The organism is Mesorhizobium sp. B2-7-2 (assembly GCF_006440775.1).
GTDB lineage: Bacteria > Pseudomonadota > Alphaproteobacteria > Rhizobiales > Rhizobiaceae > Mesorhizobium.
This window is the reverse complement of sequence record NZ_VFTZ01000017.1, coordinates 41,103-64,654: the sequence shown is the minus strand read 5'-3', so window position 1 is coordinate 64,654 and position 23,552 is coordinate 41,103. Positions and strand designations below refer to the sequence as shown.

At 63.6% G+C, this 23,552-nt stretch carries 28 protein-coding genes; 18 read left to right on the top strand and 10 right to left on the bottom strand.

Annotated elements, in window-relative coordinates; translation table 11 throughout:
• Positions 1–147: 147 nt before the first annotated feature.
• The 3 genes from FJ425_RS22000 (at position 148) to FJ425_RS21990 (ending at position 2,339) form a co-directional block, all read left to right on the top strand.
• The gene (locus FJ425_RS22000; protein WP_140726008.1) at positions 148–699 is read left to right on the top strand and encodes an isochorismatase family protein; all 552 of its coding nucleotides are present in this window, start codon (positions 148–150) and stop codon (positions 697–699) included.
• 252 nt (positions 700–951) lie between these two features.
• A complete protein-coding gene (locus FJ425_RS21995) occupies positions 952–1,407 on the top strand; it encodes a GFA family protein (protein ID WP_140726005.1) in 456 nt (151 codons plus the stop codon).
• A 776-nt stretch (positions 1,408–2,183) separates the two neighbouring features.
• Positions 2,184–2,339, top strand: coding sequence for a DUF1127 domain-containing protein (locus tag FJ425_RS21990; RefSeq protein WP_140726002.1), 156 nt, complete (start codon positions 2,184–2,186; stop codon positions 2,337–2,339).
• A 57-nt stretch (positions 2,340–2,396) separates the two neighbouring features.
• Here FJ425_RS21990 and FJ425_RS21985 read toward each other — a convergent pair whose 3' ends face one another.
• Together FJ425_RS21985 and FJ425_RS21980 are read right to left on the bottom strand one after the other, a co-directional pair.
• On the bottom strand, positions 2,397–3,137 hold the full coding sequence (locus tag FJ425_RS21985; protein ID WP_140725999.1) for a sulfotransferase family protein: 741 nt from the start codon (positions 3,135–3,137) through the stop codon (positions 2,397–2,399).
• Between the two features lie 171 nt (positions 3,138–3,308).
• On the bottom strand, positions 3,309–3,584 hold the full coding sequence (locus FJ425_RS21980) for a hypothetical protein (RefSeq protein WP_140543070.1): 276 nt from the start codon (positions 3,582–3,584) through the stop codon (positions 3,309–3,311).
• A gap of 269 nt (positions 3,585–3,853) precedes the next feature.
• On the opposite strand from FJ425_RS21980, the gene FJ425_RS21975 reads away from it, so the two are divergent.
• Both FJ425_RS21975 and FJ425_RS21970 read left to right on the top strand, forming a co-directional pair.
• The gene (locus tag FJ425_RS21975) at positions 3,854–5,023 is read left to right on the top strand and encodes a PLP-dependent aminotransferase family protein (protein ID WP_181176006.1); all 1,170 of its coding nucleotides are present in this window, start codon (positions 3,854–3,856) and stop codon (positions 5,021–5,023) included.
• 275 nt (positions 5,024–5,298) lie between these two features.
• Positions 5,299–5,844 carry a YbhB/YbcL family Raf kinase inhibitor-like protein gene (locus tag FJ425_RS21970; protein ID WP_140725994.1) on the top strand — a complete coding sequence of 182 codons (546 nt, stop codon included), beginning with the start codon at positions 5,299–5,301 and terminating at the stop codon, positions 5,842–5,844.
• A 50-nt stretch (positions 5,845–5,894) separates the two neighbouring features.
• On the opposite strand, the gene yghU is transcribed toward FJ425_RS21970, so the two are convergent.
• Complete coding sequence (yghU, locus tag FJ425_RS21965; RefSeq protein ID WP_140725991.1) at positions 5,895–6,764, bottom strand: glutathione-dependent disulfide-bond oxidoreductase; 870 nt, start codon at positions 6,762–6,764, stop codon at positions 5,895–5,897.
• A 203-nt stretch (positions 6,765–6,967) separates the two neighbouring features.
• Here yghU and FJ425_RS21960 point away from each other — a divergent pair, with 203 nt between their 5' ends.
• Positions 6,968–7,870, top strand: a complete 903-nt coding sequence (locus FJ425_RS21960) for a S1C family serine protease (protein ID WP_140543066.1) — start codon at positions 6,968–6,970, stop codon at positions 7,868–7,870.
• 13 nt (positions 7,871–7,883) lie between these two features.
• A complete protein-coding gene (locus FJ425_RS21955; RefSeq protein WP_140725986.1) occupies positions 7,884–8,825 on the top strand; it encodes a LysR family transcriptional regulator in 942 nt (313 codons plus the stop codon).
• Here the strand turns inward: FJ425_RS21955 and FJ425_RS21950 are convergent.
• Positions 8,776–9,504 (bottom strand): SDR family oxidoreductase, encoded by a 729-nt coding sequence (locus tag FJ425_RS21950; RefSeq protein ID WP_140725982.1) that lies wholly within the window; start codon positions 9,502–9,504, stop codon positions 8,776–8,778. The genes FJ425_RS21955 and FJ425_RS21950 overlap by 50 nt on opposite strands.
• A gap of 122 nt (positions 9,505–9,626) precedes the next feature.
• The gene (locus tag FJ425_RS21945; protein WP_140725979.1) at positions 9,627–10,061 is read right to left on the bottom strand and encodes a type II toxin-antitoxin system HicB family antitoxin; all 435 of its coding nucleotides are present in this window, start codon (positions 10,059–10,061) and stop codon (positions 9,627–9,629) included.
• 416 nt (positions 10,062–10,477) lie between these two features.
• On the opposite strand from FJ425_RS21945, the gene FJ425_RS21935 reads away from it, so the two are divergent.
• Positions 10,478–11,074, top strand: coding sequence for a YdeI/OmpD-associated family protein (locus tag FJ425_RS21935; protein ID WP_140725976.1), 597 nt, complete (start codon positions 10,478–10,480; stop codon positions 11,072–11,074).
• A gap of 156 nt (positions 11,075–11,230) precedes the next feature.
• Here FJ425_RS21935 and FJ425_RS31635 read toward each other — a convergent pair whose 3' ends face one another.
• A complete protein-coding gene (locus tag FJ425_RS31635) occupies positions 11,231–11,725 on the bottom strand; it encodes a hypothetical protein (protein WP_181164903.1) in 495 nt (164 codons plus the stop codon).
• Between the two features lie 199 nt (positions 11,726–11,924).
• Here FJ425_RS31635 and FJ425_RS21920 point away from each other — a divergent pair, with 199 nt between their 5' ends.
• The 6 genes from FJ425_RS21920 to FJ425_RS21895 all read left to right on the top strand — a co-directional run bounded on the left by FJ425_RS21920 (position 11,925) and on the right by FJ425_RS21895 (position 17,805).
• The gene (locus FJ425_RS21920) at positions 11,925–12,983 is read left to right on the top strand and encodes a nucleotidyltransferase domain-containing protein (RefSeq protein ID WP_140631436.1); all 1,059 of its coding nucleotides are present in this window, start codon (positions 11,925–11,927) and stop codon (positions 12,981–12,983) included.
• 242 nt (positions 12,984–13,225) lie between these two features.
• Positions 13,226–14,434: an ABC transporter substrate-binding protein gene (locus tag FJ425_RS21915; protein WP_140631433.1), complete on the top strand. Its 1,209-nt coding sequence runs from the start codon at positions 13,226–13,228 to the stop codon at positions 14,432–14,434.
• A gap of 44 nt (positions 14,435–14,478) precedes the next feature.
• Positions 14,479–15,231 (top strand): ABC transporter ATP-binding protein, encoded by a 753-nt coding sequence (locus FJ425_RS21910; RefSeq protein WP_140632042.1) that lies wholly within the window; start codon positions 14,479–14,481, stop codon positions 15,229–15,231.
• A complete protein-coding gene (locus FJ425_RS21905; protein ID WP_140631430.1) occupies positions 15,224–15,928 on the top strand; it encodes an ABC transporter ATP-binding protein in 705 nt (234 codons plus the stop codon). Before FJ425_RS21910 ends, FJ425_RS21905 begins: the two co-directional genes overlap by 8 nt.
• Positions 15,929–15,935: 7 nt before the next feature.
• A complete protein-coding gene (locus FJ425_RS21900; RefSeq protein WP_140631428.1) occupies positions 15,936–16,823 on the top strand; it encodes a branched-chain amino acid ABC transporter permease in 888 nt (295 codons plus the stop codon).
• Position 16,824: 1 nt separating this feature from the next.
• Complete coding sequence (locus FJ425_RS21895) at positions 16,825–17,805, top strand: branched-chain amino acid ABC transporter permease (protein WP_140631425.1); 981 nt, start codon at positions 16,825–16,827, stop codon at positions 17,803–17,805.
• On the opposite strand, the gene FJ425_RS21890 is transcribed toward FJ425_RS21895, so the two are convergent.
• The 3 genes from FJ425_RS21890 to FJ425_RS21880 form a co-directional block, all read right to left on the bottom strand.
• Positions 17,802–18,104, bottom strand: a complete 303-nt coding sequence (locus FJ425_RS21890) for a HigA family addiction module antitoxin (RefSeq protein ID WP_140631423.1) — start codon at positions 18,102–18,104, stop codon at positions 17,802–17,804. The two genes, FJ425_RS21895 and FJ425_RS21890, sit on opposite strands and share 4 nt — an antisense overlap.
• A gap of 38 nt (positions 18,105–18,142) precedes the next feature.
• Positions 18,143–18,424, bottom strand: coding sequence for a type II toxin-antitoxin system RelE/ParE family toxin (locus FJ425_RS21885; protein ID WP_140631420.1), 282 nt, complete (start codon positions 18,422–18,424; stop codon positions 18,143–18,145).
• A gap of 176 nt (positions 18,425–18,600) precedes the next feature.
• A complete protein-coding gene (locus FJ425_RS21880) occupies positions 18,601–19,293 on the bottom strand; it encodes a helix-turn-helix domain-containing protein (RefSeq protein ID WP_140631418.1) in 693 nt (230 codons plus the stop codon).
• Positions 19,294–19,467: 174 nt separating this feature from the next.
• On the opposite strand from FJ425_RS21880, the gene FJ425_RS21875 reads away from it, so the two are divergent.
• Both FJ425_RS21875 and FJ425_RS21870 read left to right on the top strand, forming a co-directional pair.
• Positions 19,468–19,794: a DUF1330 domain-containing protein gene (locus tag FJ425_RS21875; protein ID WP_140543052.1), complete on the top strand. Its 327-nt coding sequence runs from the start codon at positions 19,468–19,470 to the stop codon at positions 19,792–19,794.
• Between the two features lie 114 nt (positions 19,795–19,908).
• Positions 19,909–20,445: a hypothetical protein gene (locus FJ425_RS21870; RefSeq protein ID WP_140725973.1), complete on the top strand. Its 537-nt coding sequence runs from the start codon at positions 19,909–19,911 to the stop codon at positions 20,443–20,445.
• 72 nt (positions 20,446–20,517) lie between these two features.
• On the opposite strand, the gene FJ425_RS21865 is transcribed toward FJ425_RS21870, so the two are convergent.
• Positions 20,518–20,991, bottom strand: coding sequence for an Lrp/AsnC family transcriptional regulator (locus tag FJ425_RS21865; protein ID WP_140725970.1), 474 nt, complete (start codon positions 20,989–20,991; stop codon positions 20,518–20,520).
• A gap of 102 nt (positions 20,992–21,093) precedes the next feature.
• Between FJ425_RS21865 and FJ425_RS21860 the strand changes: the two genes are divergently transcribed.
• Together FJ425_RS21860 and FJ425_RS21855 are read left to right on the top strand one after the other, a co-directional pair.
• Positions 21,094–22,296: a diaminopropionate ammonia-lyase gene (locus FJ425_RS21860; RefSeq protein WP_140631413.1), complete on the top strand. Its 1,203-nt coding sequence runs from the start codon at positions 21,094–21,096 to the stop codon at positions 22,294–22,296.
• The gene (locus FJ425_RS21855; protein WP_140631410.1) at positions 22,293–23,528 is read left to right on the top strand and encodes a Zn-dependent hydrolase; all 1,236 of its coding nucleotides are present in this window, start codon (positions 22,293–22,295) and stop codon (positions 23,526–23,528) included. Before FJ425_RS21860 ends, FJ425_RS21855 begins: the two co-directional genes overlap by 4 nt.
• Positions 23,529–23,552 lie beyond the last annotated feature (24 nt).

Here is a 23,552-nt window from a genome sequence, read left to right as displayed (position 1 = left end):
GTGCTCCAGGGAAACCGGCGTCTCACTCCGCTGGAACACCCCTCATCCGTCTCGGCGCTATCGCGCCGATCCACCTTCTCCCACAAGGGGGAGAAGGGAAGGCTGGCGCTGCCTTGACCCATCCCCCACCCACGCTATCTTCGCGCCATGCCAGACACAGCCCCCTCCGCCGCCGCGCCGCTGATCGTCATCGACCTGCAGACCGGCATGTTCGACGGTCGGTTCGATCCGCCGATCCATGACGCCGACACGATCGCCGAGCGTGCCCGTCGGCTGATCGACTGGGCACGGCGTTCCGGCCGCAAGGTGGCGTTCATCCGCCATGACGGACCGGAAGGCGATCCGCTGGCGCCGGGCGCTTCCGGTTGGCCGGTATGGCCGCTGCTCGGTCAGGCCGCCGACGAACCGACCTTCGGCAAGACCGTCGGCAACGCCTTCTCGAATCCCGAACTCGTTGAATGGGTGGCGGGACACGGCGCGAAGGACGTCGTGCTCCTCGGCGCCCAGACCGATTTCTGCGTCGCCGCCACCGTGAAGGGCGCCTTTGCCGAAGGTCTCGGCGTCACCGTGGTCTCCGACGCGCACTCGACGCTGGATTCACTGGAGGAGAAGGCATCCGACATCATTGCCCGCCACAACAAGGCTTTCGCGGGGCAGGGCGTGCGGATGGCAACGACGGAGGAGTTGATCGAAGGCTGAGCGCGCCTTCCCCTTCTCCCCTTGTGGCCGCGAAGCGGCCGGATGAGGGGTGTTCCAGGGAATGCCAGCGTCTCACTCCGCTGGAACACCCCTCATCCGTCTCGGCGCTACGCGCCGATCCACCGCCCCGCCCTTCGCAGGCTCAGGGCGTTCGAAGCTCGAAAAGCCAAGCAATTGGCTTTTGGTCCGCTGCGCGGACCGCTTCTCACCCCACAAGGGGAGAAGGGAGAACCCCAACCCCAGGAGCCCATCTTGCCCACCCTCACTCTTCCCGCCGAAGGAGGCTGCCGCTGCGGCCGCGTGCGCCTGAAAATCTCGGCAAAGCCGCTGCTCACCATGGCCTGCCATTGCACGGGTTGCCAGTCGATGTCGTCCAGCGCCTATTCGCTGAGCGCGGCGATCCCCTCGGAAGGTTTCGGGGTGACGAAGGGCGAGCCGGTGGTCGGCGGCCTGCATGGCGCCTCGAGACATTATTTCTGCGGCTACTGCATGACCTGGATGTTCACGCGGCCGGAAGGGATCGACTGGTTCGTCAACCTGCGCCCGACCATGCTCGACGACCATGCCTGGTTCGCGCCCTTCATCGAAACCTGGACCAGTGAGAAATTGCCCTGGGCGGCGACATCGGCCGTGCACAGCTACGCGACGTTGCCCGCCTTCGAGGAATATGAGCCGCTGGTCGCCGAATACGCCGGCTCCCACGGCTGAATGAAAGCGAGGCCGGTCGAAAAAAGGCGACCCAAGGCGCGGTCGCCATTGGCGTTTCCGGTCATGGTCGACGCGGCCGTTGGGGGCGCATTGTTGGGGATGTGCTTGGGCGTCCGCGTCGACCACGGCGGCCTCATACCGCAGACTTCACCATGGCACATTTGCCGCCCGCTGAAACTTCCGCGAAAACGGTATATGGCGGCGTTGAACTTGCCTTCTTCCACAAGGAGAGAAGGCAAGCGTGAAACAGGTTCTATCCTTTGCCGCATTGGCCTCCGCGCGGCGACGACTGAGGCTTCCTTTTCGACGGATTGCACCATCGGCCGGCCGGCCGGTCAGCCGAGTGAGATGTCGCCTTCCGCTTGACAGCCTGTGGGCCGGTGCCGCACGTTTCCGTGCAGGTTGGGGACTTAGCCATGAAGAAAGAATACGCAAGGCCGACGCTCGTCCGCAAAGGCCGGCTTTCCGAGCAGACCGCAAGGCCAAGCAATTCGGATTCGCAGGCGCCAGAGTAAGGCGCGGCCCTCTCAGGGGACGTGAATCAACGCGCAAGGCAACAGGCGTAAGCATTTGACATTGCAGGCCATGCAGGCTCGCGTCCTGCGCAGCGCCACATGGCCGACCCCCAATTAGTTTGCATGCATATGTTTCAAGCCGTTCCGGCTTCGTGAAGCATTTCACCGTTCGCGCGCAATCCACCGGTTACAGACGCATCGCAAAAGCGACGCCGGGAAGAGGCGGCACCGGTTTTCCGCCGCTGATTTAGGAGGTTTTTCATGTTCAAAAGTCTCAACCGAATCCGCGCCGCCTTCGCGCAGGCCAGCAAGCGCCGCCGCACGGCGCGCGAGCTTAGCGAGCTGCCGACGGAGATTCAGAAGGACATCGGCTGGCCTGGCAGGACCGAGCCTGACGAGATCCGTTTGCCGTTCTAATCGCGCGGCCGCCGGAGCCGGAGCGCCGCGGCCCTGGCAGGCCGATCCGGGTGGCCGCTACGCCAGCCACCACCACAGGGCGCCGATGGCCAGCGCGATCAGGACCGCCACGCCGGCAAGCATCAGGTAAGATCCCACGATCATCCCGTTGATGACCTTCTTGATGCTGGCGCGGTCATTGAGATTAGGGAAGGGTTCGTTGGGCATCGCGACTCCAAGGAAATCGCAGAGCGGCGCCCAGCCGTCGCTGACCTTGAAGACAAGCAGCTTCTCAGGCGGCACCGCCGCCTTCACCTCGTCGATATAGGAATTGTAGCGCGCCACCGCTTTGTCGCGGTCGTTCATCACGCCCTTCAGCGTTCGGCCCCAGACCAGCTTGCGCGACATGTCGCCGAACTTGCGGCCGAACGGCGTCAGCCACTCTAGCACCCTGAACTGCCATACATTCTCGGTGAAGTAGATCGTGTCGATGGTGCTGTCGTACCAGGCCTCGGCGTCGCGCGGATGCAGCGTCAGAAGCACCTTGGCTTCCGGATAGGCGGCCATCAGCTCGCGCCATACGCAGCAGCCCGGATTGTCGACGGTCGCCCGATAATTGGCGAAGACCCGGCTCCAATCCTGCTGCGCACCGGGCGGGCTGTTCGCCACCTTGCGCCAGAAGTCGAGATGGCCTTTGTTGGCCTTGTTGATGATGACTTCCTGCATATGGTAGCTCGGAAAGCCGAGCCTGTTCAGCGCGGCGAAAGTCGACCACGTGCCGGTGCGGCCAAAGCCGGCCCCGATGATCTCGAGCGTCATTGCCCCTCCCGTTCCGGACCGATGTTCTTCTTCTTGACGGTCCGCGCCAATGAGGTTGCATCCGCTTGCGCTTCGAGGCAACGGGTTTCTATTCGCGGTCGCTTAAATGTTCTTGAGTTTGAGGCGGATGGCGGTCCTCTCCAGGTCCGCCATCCTGCCGTCGAAACTCGGTCAGGCGTGGCCCGCCAGCGCGTTCAGCTTGGCGCAGAATTCGGCATGCGGCTTGCTCATGGCCGCGTCCTGGCATTCCTTCATCATCGCCGCTTGGTGCTTCTTCGACATCTTGGCCCAAGCCTTCTTCATATCGGCATCCGACTTCATCGTCTTCATGGTCTTGTCGGTGAAGAAGGGAGCCATCATCTTCGGCTCGTCGAGGATGCCGGCGAATGCCGTGCCGGCGATGACCGACGCGGCCAATAGGCTTAGAAATGCGATCTTCGTTTTCATGGCCTGTACCTCCCATCGTTGTAACCCCACAGTTGGGGCACGTCATAAGTATCACCAACAGCGATTTATTTAGATGTCGCTGATATTTCCTGGCGGTCACGTTTCAGTGAATGCATGGTGCTTATTGGCCTGCGCGCGCTTCGAACCTGGGCTATTCAACTCGGTGAAAAAGCCTGGTAATAGGTCAGCTAGGTTGACCTAAATAGAATACGCTCCGCGGGAGGTGCGCCTTGACCCTGTTGAATCTTCTGGCTTCGCGTTCGTCGCGCATGAAGGCTTCGGAAATCCGCGAGCTGTTGAAGCTGCTCGACCAGCCCGACATCATCTCCTTCGCCGGCGGCATTCCCGACCCGTCGCTGTTTCCGGCCGAAGCCATCGCCGATGCTTACCAGGCCGTGCTGGGCGGCAAGGAGGCGGGCGCCGCGCTGCAGTACCAGGTCAGCGAGGGTTTCCTGCCGCTGCGCAAATGGCTGGCCGCCTATATGGGCAAGCTTGGCGTTCGATGCGACGAGGGCAACATCTTCATCACCTCCGGCTCGCAGCAGGCGCTCGACTATCTCGGCAAGCTCTTTTTGTCCCCCGGCGACACTGCGCTGGTGACATGGCCGACCTATCTCGGCGCGCTGCAGGCCTTCAACGCTTACGAACCGCGCTACGACCGGCTGAACACCGCCGGCGGCAACATGACGCCCGAGGCTTATCGCGCTGCAGCGGCGGCCAATGGCGGCAAGGTGAAGTTCGCCTATCTGGTGCCGGATTTCGCCAATCCAACCGGCAATACTCTGGATACCAAGCAGCGCGAGGCGGTGCTCGACCTTGCCGGCGAGATTGACATCGCCGTCATCGAGGATGCCGCCTACCGCGCGCTGCGCTATGACGGCGAGGGCGAACCGCCGATCCTTGCGCTCGATTGCGCCCGCTCCGGCGGCATCGATCATGCGCGCACGCTCTATTGCGGGTCGTTCTCGAAGATCCTGTCACCGGGCATGCGCGTCGGCTGGGTCTGCGCGCCGCGCCATGTGGTGGAGAAGCTGGTGCTGATGAAGCAGGCGTCCGACCTGCACAGCCCCTCGATCAACCAGATGGTCATGCACCGCGTCGCCGAAACCATCTTCGACGCCCAGGTGGAAAAACTGATCGATGCCTACCGAAAGCGCCGCGATGCGCTGCTTTCCGCGCTGGAAGCCGACATGCCCGCCGGCATTTCCTGGAGCCGTCCGGACGGCGGCATGTTCGTTTGGCTGACGCTGCCGGAAGGCACGGATGCCACCGAACTGCTGGCGCGCTCGATCAAGGAGGCGCGCGTCGCCTTCGTGCCGGGCAACGCCTTCTACGCCGACGGCACCGGCCGCAACACGCTGCGCATGTCATTCACGCTTGCCGACGACCGCGCGGTGAGCGAAGGCGTGCCGAGACTGGCAAAGCTGCTGCGGGGCTGATCCTCAAGAGGAGATCAGCAGCCGGCCGTCCACTCGCGCAGGCGTGATTGGTCGTGCGCAGGCGTGATTGTCCGCGCGCCCGATTCCTCGGCTAGTGTCGCGACCGATCCAACCCCCTGGATCGACCCGGCCGTGGGGTCCCACCTCTACGGTCCGAACGAAAGCCCCGATGGCCTCCACCGGCGGGGCTTTTTCATTGTCCCGGCAGGAGGCCGCGCTAGCTAGCCTTTTTCGGGCCGCTTTTCGGCTACGCTGCGTCATTCAGGGAGGATCAGATGACCTTGCGCCTCGGCTTCACCATGCTTGCCCTTGTCGCCTTCGCCGGTCAGGCGGCGGCCTTCGAGATCTCCAGCCCGTCGGTATCGAACGGCAAATGGGATGCGAAATATCTCGGCGACAAGCCCGGCTGCGGCGGGCAGAGCGTCTCGATCGCGCTTGCCTGGAAGGATCCGCCGGCCGGAACGAAAAGCTACGCGCTGACCATGTTCGACACCGATGCCAATGGCGGCAAGGGCTTCTGGCACTGGCTGGCCTGGAACATCCCGGCGAGCGCCAAGGGCCTGCGCGAGGGCGCTGGCGCGCAGGGCGGCAAGCGCATGCCCAAGGGCTCCGTGCAGGGCAAAGGCGGCGTCGGCCGCGCCGGCTATTTCGGCCCGTGCCCGCCGCCCGGCAGCGGCGACCATCACTATGTCTTTACGCTCTATGCGCTGGGTGAAAAGACATTGCGCATGCCGGCCAGCCCCTTGCCGGAGATGATCTCGGTCGCCGCCAAGAGCTCTGCGCTCGGCCAGGCGACCGTGACGTACACATATGGGAGGTAGCGGGGCGCTGGCGACAGCCAATCTCCCCCACGAGGGGGGAGATTAGCAGTTCACTCCGCCGCTTGCAGCTTATCCTGCGTCTTGGTTTCGAAGTCGCTGGCGTCGTGGCGCTCGCGCAGCTGGAAGGCGGGATCGCCGGACATGCGGTTGACCATGCGGCCGCGGCTCACCGCCGGCCGAGCGTCGATCGCGTCGGCCCAGCGCTGCACGTTCTTGTATTCATGCACCGACAGGAACTCCGCGGCGTTGCTGTAGCTGCGGCCCTTGGCGAGCCCGCCATACCAGGGCCAGACCGCAATGTCGGCGATCGTGTAATCGGGGCCCGCGAGATATTCGCTCTCCGCCAGCCGGCGGTCGAGCACATCCATCTGCCGCTTGGTCTCCATGGCGAAGCGGTCGATGGCATATTCGATCTTTTCGGGCGCATAGGCATAGAAATGGCCGAAGCCGCCGCCGAGATAAGGCGCCGAGCCCATCTGCCAGAACAGCCATGAGAAGGTTTCCGCGCGCGCCGCGCGTTCGGTCGGCAGGAACGCGCCGAACTTTTCGGCGAGATAGGTCAGGATCGAGCCGGATTCGAACACGCGCACCGGCTTCGGCTCGCTATGGTCCATCAGCGCCGGGATCTTCGAATTCGGATTGACCTCGACAAAGCCCGAGCCGAACTGGTCGCCGTCGCCGATCTTGATCAGCCAGGCATCGTATTCCGCACCGTTGTGGCCGAGCGCCAGAAGCTCCTCCAGCATGATCGTCACTTTCTGGCCATTGGGCGTGGCCAGCGAGTAGAGCTGCAGCGGGTGCTTGCCGACCGGCAGTTTCTTGTCATGCGTGGGGCCGGCGATCGGCCGGTTTATCGAGGCGAACTCACCGCCATTCGGCTTGTTCCAGGTCCAGACTTTCGGCGGGACGTATTGGTTCATGTTGAAGGCCTTGCGTTTCGTGAAGGGCGGGCATCTGACACGGATGCCGATAGACTTAGGTGCGGTTCCGCGCGCGTCAAAGAAAAAAGTTCAATCTTCGTTGAACTAGCGCTTATGCCAGCTTGGGCGAGGGGAAATCCGCCCTTGCACGGCGCTCCTTTGGCCATACTTATAGGCAGAGACCCGCAATGCAGGATGGATCGATGACCATCGAGAAAATTTCGCGCTCCGTCGTTGCCGTGCGCGCCACGGTTCCGGACGACGCCTTCACCGCCAATGCGCTGGGCACGCGCCGCGAGGGCAGCGGCGTGGTGATCCGCGACAATGGGCTGGTGCTCACCATCGGCTATCTCATCACCGAGGCCGAGGAAGTGTGGCTGACCGACCAGGATGGCCGTGTGGTGGCGGCGCATGCGCTGGCTTACGACCAGGAAACCGGCTTCGGGCTCGTGCAGGCGCTGTCGCCGCTCGGCCTGCCGGCGGTCCAGCTCGGCAATGCCAGGAAAGCCAAGATCGGCGACGCCGTGACGCTCGCCGACGGCATCGGCCAGCAGGTCGATGCCCACATCGTGACCAAGCAGGAATTCGCCGGCTATTGGGAGTATCTGATCGACGAGGCGATCTTCACGGCGCCCGCGCATCCGTCCTGGGGCGGCGCCGCGCTGTTCGACCGCGCCGGCAAGCTGCTGGGCGTCGGCTCGCTGCGCCTGCAGATGAGCCGCGCCGGCGAGGTGGCCGACATCAACATGGTCGTGCCCATCGATCTTCTGACGCCGATCCTCGACGATCTGATCAAGCGCGGCCAGGCGGCGAAGGCGCCGCGTCCGTGGCTCGGCGCCTTCTCGGCCGAGTCGAATGGCATGGTGGTGGTGATGAGCGTCGCCGAAGGCGGCCCGGCCGCACAGGCGGGCCTGCGCCAGGGCGACATCATCTCCGATGTGCGCGACGGCGAAGTCGATGGTCTGGCCGATTTCTACAGAAAACTCTGGCAGAACCCGGCCGGCGCTGAAATTCCGCTGCGCGTCGTGCGCGACGGCCGCGAAACCTGGCTGCGCATCAAATCCGCCGACCGCAATTCCTTCCTGAAGAAGCCGCAGCTGCAGTAAGCTTGGAGCGCCGATGCATCCCAGGTTGCTGAAGACCTTTCTGGCGGTCGCGCGTACCCGCAACGTCACGCGCGCAGCGCGGGAGGTCAATCTCGCGCAGTCGAGCGTCAGCGACCAGATCCAGGCGCTGGAAACCGAGCTTGGCGCCAGCCTCTTCACCCGCTCGCGACAGGGGCTCACCCTAACGCCGGCCGGCGAGGCATTGAAACCTTATGCCGAGGATTTGCTGGCGCTTGCCGACGAGGCCCGCGCCGCCATTGATGCCACCAGCGCCGAGGCGGGCGGCGGCCTGTCGATCGGCGCGCTGGAGACGATCGCCGCGGCAAGGCTGGCGCCATGGCTTGCTGGTTTTCGCGCCGATCATCCCGGCATCGACATCAAGCTCCGGATCGCCGGCAGCGGCGAGTTGCTGCGCCGGCTGGGCGACGGTGAGATCGACGTCGTTTTCTGCTTCGAGCAATCCAATGCCGGTGAGCCGGACCCGCGCTTTGCCAGACGCCTCGTGGCGGCCGAGCCGCTGGCGCTGATCGCGCCGCCCGGCGACAACCGGGCGGATGTCGATCTGGTGGCGCTGGCCGAGAAGCAGTTCGTTGCCACCGAGACCGGCTGCGTCTACCGCGCCATGGTCGATAAGGCGTTCGCCGAGGCCGGCCTCGGCAATCCCAACCTCGCCGCCGAAGCCGGCAGCATCGACGCCATCGCCGGGCTGGTGGCGGCAGGCGCCGGCTTTGGCCTCGTGCCGCGGCTGGCGGTCGCCGCCGCGATCGATCGCGGCGAGGTGTCCGAGCTTGCCTGGCCTGGGCCGGTCCGCTCGGCGGACGTGGTGATGATCTGGCGCCGCCGGCGCGTCCAGCCGCCGGCGCTTAAGGCACTGCTCACGGCCGTAGGGGAGGGCTTCGCCTTGGTCACACCAGGCGGTGCCCGCCCTCGACATGCAGCGTCTCTCCCGTCGTAAAGCCGTTGCCGATCAGGAAGCGGATTGCGTCGGCGATGTCCTCCGGCTTTCCGACCCGACCTACCGGCAGTCGTTTCGCCATCGCCGCAAGCGTGTCGTCCTTTTTGTCGCCGGCGACGAACTCCCAGATCGGCGTGTCGACCCAGCCAGGCGAGACGGCGTTGACCCGGATCGGCGCCAGTTCGACGGCCAAAGCCCGCACCAGCCCTTCCAAGGCGGCGTTTACGGCGGCGACGACCGAGCCGCGCGCCGCCGGCCGGTGGGCGGCAATGCCCGAGACGAAAGTGAGCGAGCCGGCTGACGGCAGCTTCAGCGCGCCGTGCTTGGCGAGTAAAAGCGGCCCGTAGAACTTGCTTTCCACCACCTTTTGCGCGGCTGAAAGCTCGATCTCGGGCAACAGCCGGTAGGCGCCGTCGATGTCGGCCGCCGTGCTGACGATATGGTCGACCCTGCCGACGCGCTGAAACAGTGCGGCGACCTCATCCTCGCGGCTGATATCGACCACAGCTGTTTCGAGCGTGCCCGGCTGGCCGAGCTCTTCCCGCGCCGCGCCCAGCTTCGCTTCGCCTCGCCCGGCGATGACGACGTGCGCGTCTTCCTCGAGGCAGCGCCTGGCGAGCGCCAGCCCCATGCCCGAGCTGCCGCCGACGATCAGGATTTTTTGCTTCTCCATGTCCATGCCTTTCCTTTGCATGGAGGAGGTTTGGCAGACCCTGGCGCGAAGCGGAAACGGAACAAACCGATAGTGGTATCGGAGCGTCCGATGGCGAGGTCGGCGGCCGCCCCCTTTCGTTGCGAAAGTCAGGCGGCCTTGTGGAACTCCATGTCGAAGCGCAGCGGGTGGCCGAGCGCCTTGAATGCCTCCTCGAGCGAATCGAGTCGCGAGTTGTGATCGAGCCGGAACAACCGATCGACATGTTCGCGCTGGCATTTCAACTCGCGCATCAGATCCGCCCGGCTCCAGCCCTTTTCCCTCAGGGCCATGTATAGGGCCGACTTCAGGAAAACGAGCGCCGGAACCTCCACGAACCATCCCTTGCCCTTGGTTTCCTTGAGCGGAAAAGGGATATCATCCCCGTGCGCAATCCGGGCGGCGATGGCCTCCTCGATTGCATTGCGCCCATTGCGGCAAGCTTCTTCATCGGTGGCGCCGTAGGACGCGACTTCGTCGAACTGAGGTGCCGTAACCAACCAGGTATCGTTGTCGTCGGGCGTGAAGGCGAGTTCATACCACATACACTATCTCCTCTATTTCAGGCCCAAATCCTTCTTGATCTTCTCGACCAACGCGTTCCAAGCTCCTTGCCGCCACCATGCATTGGCAACTGGGAAACTTTGTCCTTAAAACGGACAGTCAGATGACCGCTCCCACCGCGGTGGGTTTCAAAGGTGCATCCCTCCTTGGCGAGCCAGCGCCGGAATTCGTTTGCGTTCATAAAGGATAGCGTACTCCACACATCTGTAGAAGTCAACAGAAGTGTGGAGTTTACCAAGTTATTGAAAACAAGGGAGTTTTCGGCCGGTGGTTCAAGTCGCGAACGGGAATCCCTCGGATCAAGCCGTATAGCGCGTGCTGACAGAAACTGGCACCAGCCGTCGCTACAACCGTCGCAGAATCATCCACATTGGCGTGATGAAATGACGAGGTGATAATGGCCCCCATCAAGCTCGATCCGGACAAGGTGCACGAATTCCCGGATGCCGAAAGCTTCCATGCCTGGATTGCCGACAACCATGCCCGCGAAAGCGAAGTCTGGATCAAGATCCACAAGGTTGGTTCTGGTCTCGCCTCGATCACGCCGAAAGAGGCGATCGACGTCGTGCTTTGCTTCGGCTGGATCGACGCGGTGCGCAAGTCGCTCGACGAGAAGAGTTTTCTGCAGCGCTACACGCCGCGCGGCAGGAAGAGCATCTGGAGCAAGATCAACATCGACAATGTCGCGCGCCTGATCGAGGCGGGGCGCATGACGAAGCATGGGCTCGATCAGGTCGAGGCGGCCAAGGCCGACGGTCGCTGGGACCGCGCCTATGGCGGATCGAAGGAGATGACCATCCCGCCCGACCTGCAGGCTGCGATCGATGCCGAGCCGAAGGCGAAAGCGATGCTGGGCAAGCTTTCGGCACAGAACCGCTTCGCGCTCGCCTTCCGCGTCCACAACATGAGGACCGAGGCCGGCCGCAAGAAGAAGATCGCTGATCTGGTGGCGATGTTGAAGCGCGGCGAGACCATCCACCCGCAGAAGAAGTAAGGCATGATCCCGAAATGGTCGCCGGTTTGCCCGACTAGGTCTGCAAGCAAAAACGCCGCCCGGGAGGGAGGGCGGCGTTTTCGGGAAGCGATGATCCTGAACCCTTGGCAAGCGGTCCCGGATCATCCGGTCATGAAGGTCGAAACGCGTTAGGCCTTATGCGGCCTGCTTCGCAACATGCTTCTTCACATGGTGCTTGCGCACGTGGTGCTTCTTCACGTGATGATGCTTGCGAGCATGATGACGGTGATGCTTCCTGAGCTTCTTGTGCGGGCCATTGGCGCCGGCCTTCGCCGTCTCGTTAGCGGCCGGGGCAGCCGTGGTCGCGGCAGGAGCAGTGGTGCTCGTCGCCGGAGCGGTGTTCGTCGTGGTGGTCTGGGCGTTGGCGGCGGGCACCGCGAAAGCGAGAGCGACGGCGAGGCCGAGTGCGGAAAGAAAGGTCTTTTTCATAATCGGCATTCCTTGGGTTCGGATCAATGTCTGTTGTCGCGCGCCGGAGTGGTCGGCTGCTGCGGGTACCGTTATGACACCAGTTTTTTTCGCGAGTTTTTCCCGACTGTTGAATCTTGTTTCCGGATTGTGTCTGGCGCCGCCGGCATCGTCTGGGCCGCGACCTTGCGCGACGACGGTCCGACCGGCGGCTTTTTTCATGACTGCAAAAGACTGCCTTGGTGAGAAAGGACAATCGCGAAAGTCGTTTCATAGGAAACGATTTAAGCTATTGTTTTCAAGCATTTTTCCACTATCATGGCGGAATTCGAGAGTGATGGTGGAAAATGGCAAGCAAGGCATTGTTATTTAACGATTTTCCACTATTAATTTAGGAATGGCTCGGTAGAGTGGAAAACGGATGCTTAGGGAGCTGACAAATGAACAGCGCCGCCAACTCATAGATACCCAGCAGGTCTATGAGAGCTGGCTCGGCGCCAACGAAGAGCACCAAAGGCGCTTCCGGGGCAGCATGCGCTGGGTTGAGCGGAACGGCGCCGAATACCTGCTGCGCAAGATCGGCCAAGCCGAAAGCTCGCTAGGTCCCAGAAGCGAGGATACGGAAAGATCATTTTCGGCTTTCTCCGAGGGCAGGGAACGGAACAAGGACCTGCTGGCCGGCCTGTCAGATCACTTGAACAGCCTTGCCAAGATCAATGTCGCAATTGGCTTGGGGCGGGTGCCGGCTATAGCTGCCCGGATATTGCGACGCTGCGCCGAAACGAACCTCCTTGGACGACAATTGGTTGTCGTCGGCACGAATGCCCTGTTCGCCTACGAGGCGTTGGCAGGTGTGCAGATCGCGAGCGGCCTCACGGCAACCGGAGACATCGATCTGCTCTTTGACTCGCGCCGCCGGATCAGCTTCGTGACCGGCGAGAAGATAACACAATCCGGGTTGATCGGTGTATTGCGCAAAGTGGACCAGTCCTTCAAGCCACTCCAGCCCAGAGCCTTCAGGGCGACAAACCGGGATGGTTATCTGGTCGATCTCATTAGACCGCAAACGAGAAATGTCCTCAAGGACAATGCCCCGACGTCGATAACGCCGCTTGCCGATGATCTCGACGGTGCCCCGATGGACGGATTGCAATGGCTCATCAATGCGCCCAAGACCGAGGCAATCGCCATCGATGAGCGCGGCTATCCCGTAAGGATACCGACTGTCGACCCCAGGATATTTGCGCTTCACAAGGCATGGCTCGCGAGGCGGCCCGACCGGTCCGCGGTCAAGGCCACCCGCGATCGCGAGCAGGCTGAGGTGGCTGCGGCGATTTCTCACAACTACCTGAAGCTTCCACTTGACCGCGACTATCTCAAGGCTTTTCCCGCTCCTCTTAGAGAAGCTGCGATCCGCACGCTCCTGCCGGTAAAATCGCTTGGGCTTTCCGAGGATTCTGCAATAGAGCCTGATTGGTAGCCGCCCAGGCTGCCTGGCAATCCTCCATGCTACGAAAATAGCATTCTCGGCCTGCGACATGTGGTGCTAGGCTCGCGCTCGTGCACCCAAGGCACGCTGTGGCCCAGCCCGCAAACAGGAAGGCCCGCCGGAGGAGGAGCGGCAGAGCGGGATCGAGGCTCCAATCCAAAAATCCGAAGGAACTGTTGAACCATCGCGAGGCAGCCGCGTTCCCCGTGGCTGCCATATGGGAGGAACCACCAGTGAAAGCATCCTGTCTCGTCTCGGCCGCGCTCCTTGCGGCATCCGCAATGCCGGCCGCGGCTGGCGAAATCTCCGACGGCAAGGTCAAGATCGGCATCTTGAACGACCAGTCGGGCGTCTATGCCGATTTCGGCGGCAAGTGGTCGGTCGAGGCCGCCAAGATGGCGGTCGATGATTTCGGCGGCAAGGTGCAGGGCGTGCCGATCGAGATCGTCAGCGCCGATCATCAGAACAAGCCCGACATCGCCTCCAACATCGCGCGCCAGTGGTACGACACCGAGCAGGTCGACGCGATCATGGAGCTCACGACATCGTCCGTAGCCTTGGCCGTCCAGGGGCTTTCCAAGGAAAAGAAGAAGATCGACATCGTCACCGGCGCGGCTTCCACCGACCTGACTGGCAAGCAGTGCTCGCCCTATGGCTTCCATTGGGCCTACGACACCCACTCCCAAGCGGTCGGCACCGGCGGCCAACTGGTCAAGCAGGGCGGCGACAGCTGGTATTTCATCACCGTCGACTATGCCTTCGGCTATTCGCTGAAGGACCAGACCGCCAAGCTGGTCGAGGCGAGCGGCGGCAAGGTGCTGGGCGAAGTGCGCTATCCGCTCGGCTCCACCGACTATTCCTCCTTCCTGCTGCAGGCGCAGTCCTCCGGCGCCAAGATCGTCGGGCTCGCCAATGCCGGCCTCGACACGTCGAACTCGATCAAGCAGGCAGCCGAATTCGGCATCGTCGCCGGCGGCCAGCGGCTCGCCGCGCTGCTTTTCACGCTCGCCGAAGTGCATGGGCTGGGCTTGCAGGCGGCGCAAGGCGTGGTGCTGACCGAAGGCTTCTACTGGGATCGCGACGACAAGAGCCGCGAATTCGCGCAACGCTTCTTCAAGCGCACCAACCGCATGCCGAACATGATTCAGGCCGGCACCTATTCGGCGGTGACGCAGTACCTGAAGGCCATCGACAAGGCCGGCACCGACGAGACCGAGGCGGTGGCGAAGGAACTGCATGAAATGCCGGTCAACGACGTCTTCACCGCCAACGGCAAGGTGCAGGCCGACGGCTCGATGGTGCACGACATGTATCTCTATCAGGTCAAGAAACCGGAAGAGTCGAAGAAGGACTGGGACTATTACACCTATCTGGCGACCATTCCGGGCGACAAGGCCTTCATGAAGGCCGAGGACAGCGGCTGCCCGCTCGCCGCCAAGTGACGCTCGACACAGCCACCGCTGTCCGCCCGGACAGCACGGATCAGATGCCGCGGGTGGTGCTTTCCGCCCGCGGCCTCAGGCGCGACTTCGCCGGCTTCGTCGCGGTGAAGGATGTCGACCTCGACGTCCATCACGCCAAGATCCATGCGCTGATCGGCCCGAACGGCGCCGGCAAGACTACCATCTTCAATCTCTTGACCAAATTCCTGCAGCCGACCAGCGGCAGGATCGAATTGCTCGGCACCGACATCACCCGCACGCCGCCGGCCAAAGTGGCGCGCATGGGGCTCGTCCGCTCCTTTCAGATATCGGCGATCTTTCCGCATCTCTCCGTGCTCGACAATGTGCGCGTGGCGCTGCAGCGTCCAAGCGGGCTGGGCTACCAGTTCTGGCGCCCGGTCTCGGCGTTGGATCGGCTGACGCCAAGGGCACGCGAGCTGCTCGCCATCGTCGGCCTCGATGACACGGCGCATCGTCTCGCCGGCGATCTCTCTTACGGCCGCAAGCGCGTGCTGGAGATCGCGACCACATTGGCGCTCGAACCGAAGGTGCTTCTGCTCGACGAGCCGATGGCCGGCATGGGGCATGAGGACGTCGGCACGATCTCCGGCATTATCCGCTCGCTGGCAAAAGACCGCGCCGTGCTGATGGTCGAGCACAACCTCACCGTGGTTGCCGATCTCTGCGACTGGATCACCGTCATGCAGCGCGGCCAGGTGCTCGCCGCCGGCGACTACGCCGCCGTCAGCCAGGACGAGCGCGTCCGCGTCGCCTACATGGGAACCGAGCATGAGTGAGCCGCTGCTTGCCGTGCGCGACCTCCACGCCTGGTATGGCGAGGGCCATGCGCTGCATGGCGTCAACCTCGACGTTATGCGCGGCGAGACCGTGACGCTGCTTGGCCGCAACGGCGTCGGCAAGACGACGACGCTGCGCGCCATCATGGGCCTGATCCGTAAGCGCACGGGCTCCGTCACCTTCAACGGCAAGGACCTGATCCGCCTGCCGTTGCACCGCGTCGCGCATCAGGGCATTGGCTTCGTGCCGGAGGAGCGCGGCATCTTCGCCACTCTTACCGTCGATGAGAACCTCATCCTGCCGCCCGTCGTGGCCAAGGGCGGTATGAGCGTGGAAGAAATCTTCAAGCTCTTCCCCAATCTCAAGGAGCGCCGCAACAGCCAGGGCACGAAGCTGTCCGGCGGCGAGCAGCAGATGCTGGCCATCGCCCGCATCCTGCGGACCGGCGTCGAGATGCTTTTGCTCGACGAGCCGACCGAGGGCCTGGCGCCCGTCATCGTCCAGCGAATCGGCGAGTTGCTGGCGACGCTGAAGAAGCGCGGCATGACCATCCTGCTGGTCGAGCAGAACTTCCGCTTCGCCGCCCGCATCGCCGACCGCTTCTACCTGATGGAGCACGGCAAGGTGGTGGAGGGTTTTGCCGTCGGCCAGCTGACCGCGCACACCGATAAGCTGCACGAGGTGCTAGGGGTATGATGGCGCCATGACCATGATCTTCGGCATCCCCATCCAGGCGCTTCTCGGTCAGCTCCTCGTCGGCCTGATCAATGGTTCGTTCTACGCCATGCTCAGCCTCGGCCTCGCCGTCATCTTCGGCCTCTTACGCATCATCAACTTCGCCCATGGCGCGCTCTATATGCTGGGCGCTTTCATCGGCTATCTGCTGCTCGTGCATTTGGGCATCGGCTACTGGCCGGCGCTGGTCCTGGTGCCGCTTGTCGTCGGCCTGTTCGGCATGGCGGTCGAGCGCCTTGCTTTGTCGCATCTCTACCGCCTCGACCCACTCTATGGCCTGCTCTTCACCTTTGGCCTTGCCTTGGTCATCGAAGGCGTGTTCCGCTATTATTACGGCGTCTCCGGCAATCCATACGCCGTGCCCGCGCTGCTCGCCGGCGGCACCAATCTCGGCTTCATGTTCCTGCCCAACTATCGCGGCTGGGTGGTGGCGGCTTCGCTCATCGTCTGCATCGGCACCTGGCTGCTGATCGAGAAGACCAGGCTAGGCTCCTATCTGCGCGCGGCCACCGAGAACCCGGAACTGGTTCAGGCCTTCGGCGTTAACGTGCCGCTTCTGCTCACGCTCACCTACGGGCTGGGCGCGGCGCTTGCGGGGCTCGCCGGCATTCTCGCCGCTCCGGTCTACCAGGTCAGCCCGCTGATGGGCTCGGACCTGATCATCGTCGTCTTCGCCGTTGTCGTGGTCGGCGGCATGGGCTCGATCCTCGGCGCCATCGTCACCGGCTACATGCTCGGCCTCGCCGAGGGCCTGACCAAGGTTTTCTATCCCGAGGCCTCGAACCTCGTCGTCTTCGTCATTATGGCGATCGTGCTTTTGCTCAGGCCCGCCGGCCTGTTCGGAAGGGACGCCTGAGATGAGCGAGGCGACCCTTCACGCAGAACGAGCCGCCGCCTCCGTGAGGCTCGAACGGGCGCTGGTGGTGTTGGGCATCGTGGCGCTGATCGCCGCGCCCTTCGTCATCTATCCGATCTTCGTCATGAAGATGCTGTGCTTTGCGCTGTTTGCCTGCGCCTTCAACCTGCTCTTGGGCTACACCGGCCTGCTTTCCTTCGGCCATGCCGCCTTCTTCGGCGGCGCGGCCTATTTTTGCGCCTATGCGGTGAAAGCCTGGGGCTGGCCGCCAGAGGCCGGCATCCTGCTCGGCACCGCAGGTGCCGCGGGCATGGGCCTCGTCATGGGCTTCCTCGCCATCCGCCGGCAGGGCATCTATTTCTCGATGATCACGCTGGCGCTGGCGCAGATGTTCTATTTCTTCTGCGTCCAGGCGCCCTTCACCGAGGGCGAGGACGGCATCCAGGGCGTGCCTCGCGGCCACCTGTTCGGCGTCGTGGACCTCAACGTCGCCATGAACATGTATTTCTTCGTGCTCGCCGTCTTCCTCATCGGCGTCTTCGCCATCTGGCGCATCGTCAACTCGCCCTTCGGCATGATCCTGCGCTCCATCCGCGAGAACGAGAACCGCGCCATTTCGCTCGGCTATTCCGTCGGCCGCTACAAGCTCGCCGCCTTCGTCATGTCGGCCGCGCTTGCCGGCTTTGCCGGCGCGACCAAGACGATCGTCTTCCAGTTCGCCACGCTCACCGACGTCACCTGGCAGATGTCGGGCGAAGTGATCCTGATGACGCTGCTCGGCGGCATCGGCACCATGGTCGGCCCGGTGGCGGGCGCGGGCCTTGTCGTCGGGCTGGAGAATACACTCGCGACATCCGGCTTCCCTGTGACCATCGCCACGGGGCTGATCTTCATGGTCTGCGTGCTGGTATTCCGGCGTGGGATTGTCGGGGAGGTCTATGCGCGGTGGCTGGGGTGGAGGGCGGGCGGCAAGAACTCCTAAGCTGCGGCCGCCCCGAACCGCTCAATCTCTTTGAGTTCTTCCTGTATGGAGGTGCCCTCGACGGCGAGGTCATAGCTGGCCTGCATGTTCATCCAGAACTGCGGAGTCGTCCCAAAGAACTTTGCGAGGCGCAAAGCGGTGTCTGGCGTAACAGGGGTGGTCTCGTTGGCAAGGCGTTCGATACGCGTACGTGGGACGTGAAGCTTCTTCGCCACGGTGTAGGGCTTCAGGTCGAGTGGCTCGAGGAACTCGGCCCTCAATATCTCGCCGGGATGAATAGGCTTGTCGAGGTCGATCATTTGGTTCCGCTCCTGTCGGATAGAGCTGGTTGGTTCAGCTAATGATAGTCGGTGATCTCTACATCGTCCGCTCCACCATCCGTCCACCGAAAGCAAACGCGAAATTGGTCGTTGATACGGATCGAGTATTGACCGGCGCGATCGCCCTTCAGCGCTTCAAGCCGGTTTCCCGGTGGGACCTTGAGATCGGCCAGTTCGGCAGCGTTGTCCAACATGAACAGTTTCCGTTGAGCGACACGAACGAGATCTGCCGGGAATCCTTTCGGAGCTTTGCCTGTCGAAACCGCCTCAGTGGTGCTGTCTCTGAACGAACGTATCATCCACTTCCCCCGAAACGTATCTTCTCATGATGCGTCTTCAAGATCAAGCGCAAAGTATCATTCGATGATACGAAATGGCTCGAAGGGGTCATGTTGAGCGAGGTGCGCCCGCCGGCACTTCCGGCCCGCCTTCCCGGTCCATCGCCACAAACGTGCGACAGCAAGGTGGTGCCCGGCTATGCCGCCCGCTTGGGTTCGACCGCGAACGGGCTGAGCCCGAGCCAGGTTTGCATCTTCCTGCCAATGGCCTTGTCGCCGGTCAGGACGACCTTCACGCCGGCCTTCTCGACAGTCAGCACGCCCATCCAGATTGCGGTCATCGTGTGGAGATCGGTCGAGACGTAGAGGTCCACCTCGAAACCCGGATCGTACCAGCACAAATCGACCTCGCCATGCTTCTCGACGATCAGCCACCACGAGCGTTTCGAGGCCGGCAGATCCTGATACAGAAATTGTATCACCGTTCTTCCCTCGGGCAGCGGCAAGGGGTTCAGATTGCGCCGCATATCCCACATCAGCAGCGACGGATCGAGGTTCTTCAACGACAGCCGGGACTCGACCCATTTCTGTCCCCAGAAGCCCATCGCCTCGACAACAGGGCGCAAATCGAGTCCCGCCTCGGTCAGCCGATAGTCGAAGATACCCTTCTCGCCGGGGACTTCCCGGCGCTCCACGACCCCCGCCAGCTCCAGCTCCTTCAGCCGTTGCGACAGAAGGGTCGGCGACATTTTCGGCACGCCGCGGCGCAGGTCGTTGAAGCGGGTCGAGCCCGCCACCAGCTCGCGCATCAACACCATCGTCCAGCGGGTGCACAGCACCTCGGCGGCCATCGATAGCGGGCAGAACTGCTTGTAACCGTGCTGGGCCATGATCGGCGCCTCCTCAAAAGTCGACCGGACATTAGACCTTCATGAATGAAGCGGCGAGTACAGAAACTGTACCGGGCCGGTACAGATCCAGGACTGGTTGGCGCGAGCCTTGCCGTGCGAGCCGTTTGGCCGACGCACGGGATATCCCTGTGCGCAGCAACCAGGAGAATGACCATGACCGCTTACCTTATCGCGGACATCAAAGTGAAAGATCCGAAATGGATACCGGACTACGCCGCGACCGTGCACGACCTCGTTCACAAGCACGGCGGCAGATATCTGGCGCGCAGCGGCAATGTGAGGACGCTCGAGGGCAAGCCGCTCGACACGACACTGATCGCGCTGATGGCCTTTCCATCGGAAGCGGCGGCGCACGCCTTCACCAATGATCCGGCCTACGCCCCCTTCGTGTCGGCCCGCCAGGGCGGCAGCGACAGCCGCTTTCAGCTGATCGACAACACCGATCTGGCCGGAACGATTTCGTACCTGCCGAAGGGATGATCGGCAGCCGCCGCATCCAAACCGGGATCATCAAGCACAAACAGCCACGGCGCTTGCCTGTCGCGCCGCCGTATTTTCGGCGGCCGGCCAGCCGTGCTTTTCAGGAAGAACGGAATGAACATGACACCAAACTTTTGTAACAGGCTGCTCGTGGCAGCGGCTGCGCTGACGGCCTGTACGACCTTCGCCCAGGCGCATCAGGACGCGGCTGCATCGGTGTCCGGCGCCAACCCGCTGGCCGACAAGGTGCGAGCGGCCAACAGCCGGTTTCTTGACGTCAAGGCTGCCACGGCGGAGGGCTATGCGTCCATTCCTTGCGCCAGCGGTATCACCGGCGGCGCCATGGGCATCCACTATGTCAACGGCCAGTATCTGAAGGACGACAAGATCGATATCGCCCGTCCGGAAGCGGTCATGTACGAGCCGATGGCCGACGGCACGCTGAAGCTGGTGGCGGTCGAATACATCACCTCGAAGGGGCCCGCGTCGCTCGACGGCCAGCTGTTCAACTTCAACAGCGCGCCCAACCGCTACGGCCTGGGCGAGTTCTACGAACTGCATGTCTGGGCCTGGAAAGGCAACCCGACCGGCACCTTCGCCGACATGAACCCGAAAGTGTCGTGCGAACACGCCGCGTCGCCGACCCAGTAAAGGCTGGAGATTGGCGAAAGCCAGGACGACAGCCGATCTCCCCCCGTTGGGGAGGTCGGCAGCTTCGACGCCTCACCCGACCGGCACTTCCATCTCCACCTTCACCCGGTCCATGGCGACAAACGTGCGAAACCTTTTGACATTGTTGTTCTCGAAGAACAGCCGCCTAGTCAGCGCCTCGTAATCGGCCATCGTCGCCACCGTGACGACCAGGATGAAATCGGCCTCGCCGGTGACGTAGTAGCATTGCTGCACTTCGGGCACTTGGGCAAAACCGCGCTTGGCGGCGTCGATGAGCTCGGCGCGTTCGCTCTCCACCTCCACCTCGACGAAGATCGTGATCGGGTGGCCGACCTTGGCCGGATCGACCAGCGCCACATTGGCGCGGATGACGCCGGTCTCCTCCATGCGCTTGATGCGCCGCTGCACGGCCGGCGCCGACAGGTTGACCTTCTCGCCGATCGTGCGCTGCGGCGTGGCGTTGTCCTTCTGCAGGATGGCGAGGATGGCGCGGTCGAAGGCGTCGAGTTCGGGCGAAATGGACATGGCAGCGCTCCAAACGAAACAAACTTGCAATTCAGGCGCCAAAACAGAGCGTCTTTCTCGCCTAGCCTGCAATAAATTTCGATCATCAAGACGGAGAAACCCATGTTGCTGCTCAACCGCCACCCGGACCATCGCCAGCCGCTGAGCGAGGAGGACGCAGCGACGCTTGGGCTCGCCGGGGCCGATGAAGCGGAACGCTTCCTTGCCGCGCGCGACAATCATGCCGAGACGCCGCTGCACGCCCTGCCGGCGTTGGCGGCCGAGCTCGGCATCGACGCGCTGCATGTCAAGGACGAGGGCAAGCGCCTCGGCCTCGGCAGTTTCAAGGCGCTCGGCGGCGCCTATGCCGTCATGCATCTGGTGCTGGAGGAGGCCGGTAGCCGGCTCTGCCGCGCCGTGGATGTCGCGGACCTGCACAAGCCTGAGGTGAAGGCGGTCGCCGCGCAGATGACCTTCGCATGCGCAACCGACGGCAATCATGGGCGCTCGGTGGCGCAGGGCGCCGGCCTTGTCGGCGCGCGCTCCGTCATCTTCGTTCATTCGGGTGTCAGCAACGAGCGCGTGGCGGCCATTGCCCGCTTCGGCGCCGAAATAGTGCGCGTCGCCGGCGATTACGACCAGTCGGTCAGGGAAGCCGCCCGCGTCGCCGCCGAGCGCGGCTGGACCGTCGTCTCCGACACGTCCTGGCCGGGTTATGAGCGCATACCCGGGCTTGTGATGCAGGGCTACACGGTGATCGTGCGCGAGACGCTGAGGCGCTTGCCGCAGCCGCCCACCCACGTCTTCCTTCAAGCCGGCGTCGGCGGCTTCGCCGCGGCGGTCGCCGGCCATCTCGCCATCATGCTTGGCGAGGATCGCCCGAAGGCCATCGTGGTCGAGCCCACGCGGGCGGCCTGCGTCTATGAGACGGCCAAGGCCGGACGTCCGGTCACGATCGCGCACAGCAAGCCCACGGTGATGGCGATGCTCGAATGCTACGAGCCGTCTCTGGTCGCCTGGCGCGTGCTGTCACGGGTCGGCGATGCTTTCATGACCGTGGACGAGGAAGATGCCGTCGCGGTGATGAACCGTCTGGCGAGACCTGCCGGCAACGATCCGGCGATCGTCTCGGGCGAGAGCGGCGGGGCAGGGCTCGCCGGGCTGATCCGCGCTGCCGGCGACAACAAGATGCGCGCGGCGCTCGGTCTCGATGGGAATTCCCGCGTGCTGATCATCAATTCCGAAGGCGCGACCGATCCCGGCCGCTATGCCGAGCTGGTCGGAATGGCGCCGGAAGAAGTCGCGCAAGCGAGGCTGCCGGCATGAGCAATCTGACGATCAACGCCGACCGGCTTCTCGGCCGTATCCAGGAGCTCGGCAGTATCGGCCGCGATGCGCAGGGGCGGCTGGTCCGCGTCGCCGCCTCCGAGATGGACCGGCTCGGCCGCGACCGCCTCGTCGGCTGGCTGGAAGAGGCAGGGCTCGAGGTCGCCGTCGACCGCATCGGCAACATTTTCGGCATCTGGCGCGACGATGCCAATAGCGGCCAGCAGCCGGTCATGCTCGGCTCGCATATCGACACGGTGATCGACGCCGGCATCTATGACGGCTGCTATGGCGTGCTTGCCGGCCTCGAAGCGATCGAGTGCCTGAGGGAGGCCGGCTTCGCGCCGGCGCGCCCGATCGTGGTTGCCGCCTTCACCAACGAGGAGGGCGTGCGCTTCTCGCCCGACATGATGGGCTCGCTGGTCTTTGCCGGCGGTCGGAACCTCGAGGAAGCGCTGGCCTCGGTCGGCACCGACGGCACGGTGCTGGGCAAGGAGCTGGAGCGCATCGGCTATGCCGGTCGGCATCAGCCCCGCTTCCTCAAGCCGCATGCCTATGTCGAGCTGCATGTCGAGCAGGGGCCGGTGCTCGAGCGCGAGGGCATCGCCATCGGCGCGGTCGAAAACCTGCAGGGCATTTCCTGGCAGCGCGTTACCATTAACGGCGAGGCCAACCATGCCGGCACCACGCCGATGTCGATGCGAAAGGACGCAGGCGTCGCCGCCGCCCGCGTGATCGGCTTCTTGGCGGACCGGGCCAGCGCCTCGTCGACGCGCACTGTCGCCACCGTCGGCACCATCGCGTTCGAGCCGAACGCCATCAACGTCATCCCGTCGCGGGCGACCTTCACGATCGACCTGCGCGATCCCGAGGAAACGCACCTTCGCAAAGAGGAGGCGGCGCTTGCCGCCTTCCTCGACAAATTGGCTGCAAGCGCCGGCGTTACCGTCCATGCCGAAAGCCTGGCGCGTTTCGAGCCGGTGACCTTCGATGCCCGCATCGTCGCGCTGATCGAGGATGGCGCCAGGGCCGCCGGCCTTTCGTGCCGGCGCATGACCTCGGGCGCCGGCCACGACGCGCAGATGATCGCCCGCATCGCGCCGTCCGCGATGATCTTCGTGCCGAGCCGGGGCGGCATTAGCCACAACCCCGCCGAGTTCACCGCTCCCGACGAGCTGGTCGCCGGCGCCAACATCCTGCTTAGCGTCGCCGCCCGGCTGGCGGGCGGCTGATCGCGGGAGGAACCAGATAGGGGT

Excerpts from the sequence above, each read along its gene's own strand:
- FJ425_RS22000 (WP_140726008.1), top strand. The coding sequence starts at position 148 with ATGCCAGACACAGCCCCCTCCGCCGCCGCGCCGCTGATCGTCATCGAC.
- FJ425_RS21990 (WP_140726002.1), top strand. The coding sequence starts at position 2,184 with ATGTTCAAAAGTCTCAACCGAATCCGCGCCGCCTTCGCGCAGGCCAGC.
- FJ425_RS21985 (WP_140725999.1), bottom strand. The coding sequence starts at position 3,137 with ATGACGCTCGAGATCATCGGGGCCGGCTTTGGCCGCACCGGCACGTGG.
- FJ425_RS21980 (WP_140543070.1), bottom strand. The coding sequence starts at position 3,584 with ATGAAAACGAAGATCGCATTTCTAAGCCTATTGGCCGCGTCGGTCATC.
- FJ425_RS21975 (WP_181176006.1), top strand. The coding sequence starts at position 3,854 with ATGAAGGCTTCGGAAATCCGCGAGCTGTTGAAGCTGCTCGACCAGCCC.
- FJ425_RS21970 (WP_140725994.1), top strand. The coding sequence starts at position 5,299 with ATGACCTTGCGCCTCGGCTTCACCATGCTTGCCCTTGTCGCCTTCGCC.
- yghU (WP_140725991.1), bottom strand. The coding sequence starts at position 6,764 with ATGAACCAATACGTCCCGCCGAAAGTCTGGACCTGGAACAAGCCGAAT.
- FJ425_RS21960 (WP_140543066.1), top strand. The coding sequence starts at position 6,968 with ATGACCATCGAGAAAATTTCGCGCTCCGTCGTTGCCGTGCGCGCCACG.
- FJ425_RS21955 (WP_140725986.1), top strand. The coding sequence starts at position 7,884 with ATGCATCCCAGGTTGCTGAAGACCTTTCTGGCGGTCGCGCGTACCCGC.
- FJ425_RS21950 (WP_140725982.1), bottom strand. The coding sequence starts at position 9,504 with ATGGACATGGAGAAGCAAAAAATCCTGATCGTCGGCGGCAGCTCGGGC.
- FJ425_RS21945 (WP_140725979.1), bottom strand. The coding sequence starts at position 10,061 with ATGTGGTATGAACTCGCCTTCACGCCCGACGACAACGATACCTGGTTG.
- FJ425_RS21935 (WP_140725976.1), top strand. The coding sequence starts at position 10,478 with ATGGCCCCCATCAAGCTCGATCCGGACAAGGTGCACGAATTCCCGGAT.
- FJ425_RS31635 (WP_181164903.1), bottom strand. The coding sequence starts at position 11,725 with ATGAAAAAAGCCGCCGGTCGGACCGTCGTCGCGCAAGGTCGCGGCCCA.
- FJ425_RS21920 (WP_140631436.1), top strand. The coding sequence starts at position 11,925 with ATGCTTAGGGAGCTGACAAATGAACAGCGCCGCCAACTCATAGATACC.
- FJ425_RS21910 (WP_140632042.1), top strand. The coding sequence starts at position 14,479 with ATGCCGCGGGTGGTGCTTTCCGCCCGCGGCCTCAGGCGCGACTTCGCC.
- FJ425_RS21905 (WP_140631430.1), top strand. The coding sequence starts at position 15,224 with ATGAGTGAGCCGCTGCTTGCCGTGCGCGACCTCCACGCCTGGTATGGC.
- FJ425_RS21900 (WP_140631428.1), top strand. The coding sequence starts at position 15,936 with ATGACCATGATCTTCGGCATCCCCATCCAGGCGCTTCTCGGTCAGCTC.
- FJ425_RS21895 (WP_140631425.1), top strand. The coding sequence starts at position 16,825 with ATGAGCGAGGCGACCCTTCACGCAGAACGAGCCGCCGCCTCCGTGAGG.
- FJ425_RS21890 (WP_140631423.1), bottom strand. The coding sequence starts at position 18,104 with ATGATCGACCTCGACAAGCCTATTCATCCCGGCGAGATATTGAGGGCC.
- FJ425_RS21885 (WP_140631420.1), bottom strand. The coding sequence starts at position 18,424 with ATGATACGTTCGTTCAGAGACAGCACCACTGAGGCGGTTTCGACAGGC.
- FJ425_RS21880 (WP_140631418.1), bottom strand. The coding sequence starts at position 19,293 with ATGGCCCAGCACGGTTACAAGCAGTTCTGCCCGCTATCGATGGCCGCC.
- FJ425_RS21875 (WP_140543052.1), top strand. The coding sequence starts at position 19,468 with ATGACCGCTTACCTTATCGCGGACATCAAAGTGAAAGATCCGAAATGG.
- FJ425_RS21870 (WP_140725973.1), top strand. The coding sequence starts at position 19,909 with ATGAACATGACACCAAACTTTTGTAACAGGCTGCTCGTGGCAGCGGCT.
- FJ425_RS21865 (WP_140725970.1), bottom strand. The coding sequence starts at position 20,991 with ATGTCCATTTCGCCCGAACTCGACGCCTTCGACCGCGCCATCCTCGCC.
- FJ425_RS21860 (WP_140631413.1), top strand. The coding sequence starts at position 21,094 with ATGTTGCTGCTCAACCGCCACCCGGACCATCGCCAGCCGCTGAGCGAG.
- FJ425_RS21855 (WP_140631410.1), top strand. The coding sequence starts at position 22,293 with ATGAGCAATCTGACGATCAACGCCGACCGGCTTCTCGGCCGTATCCAG.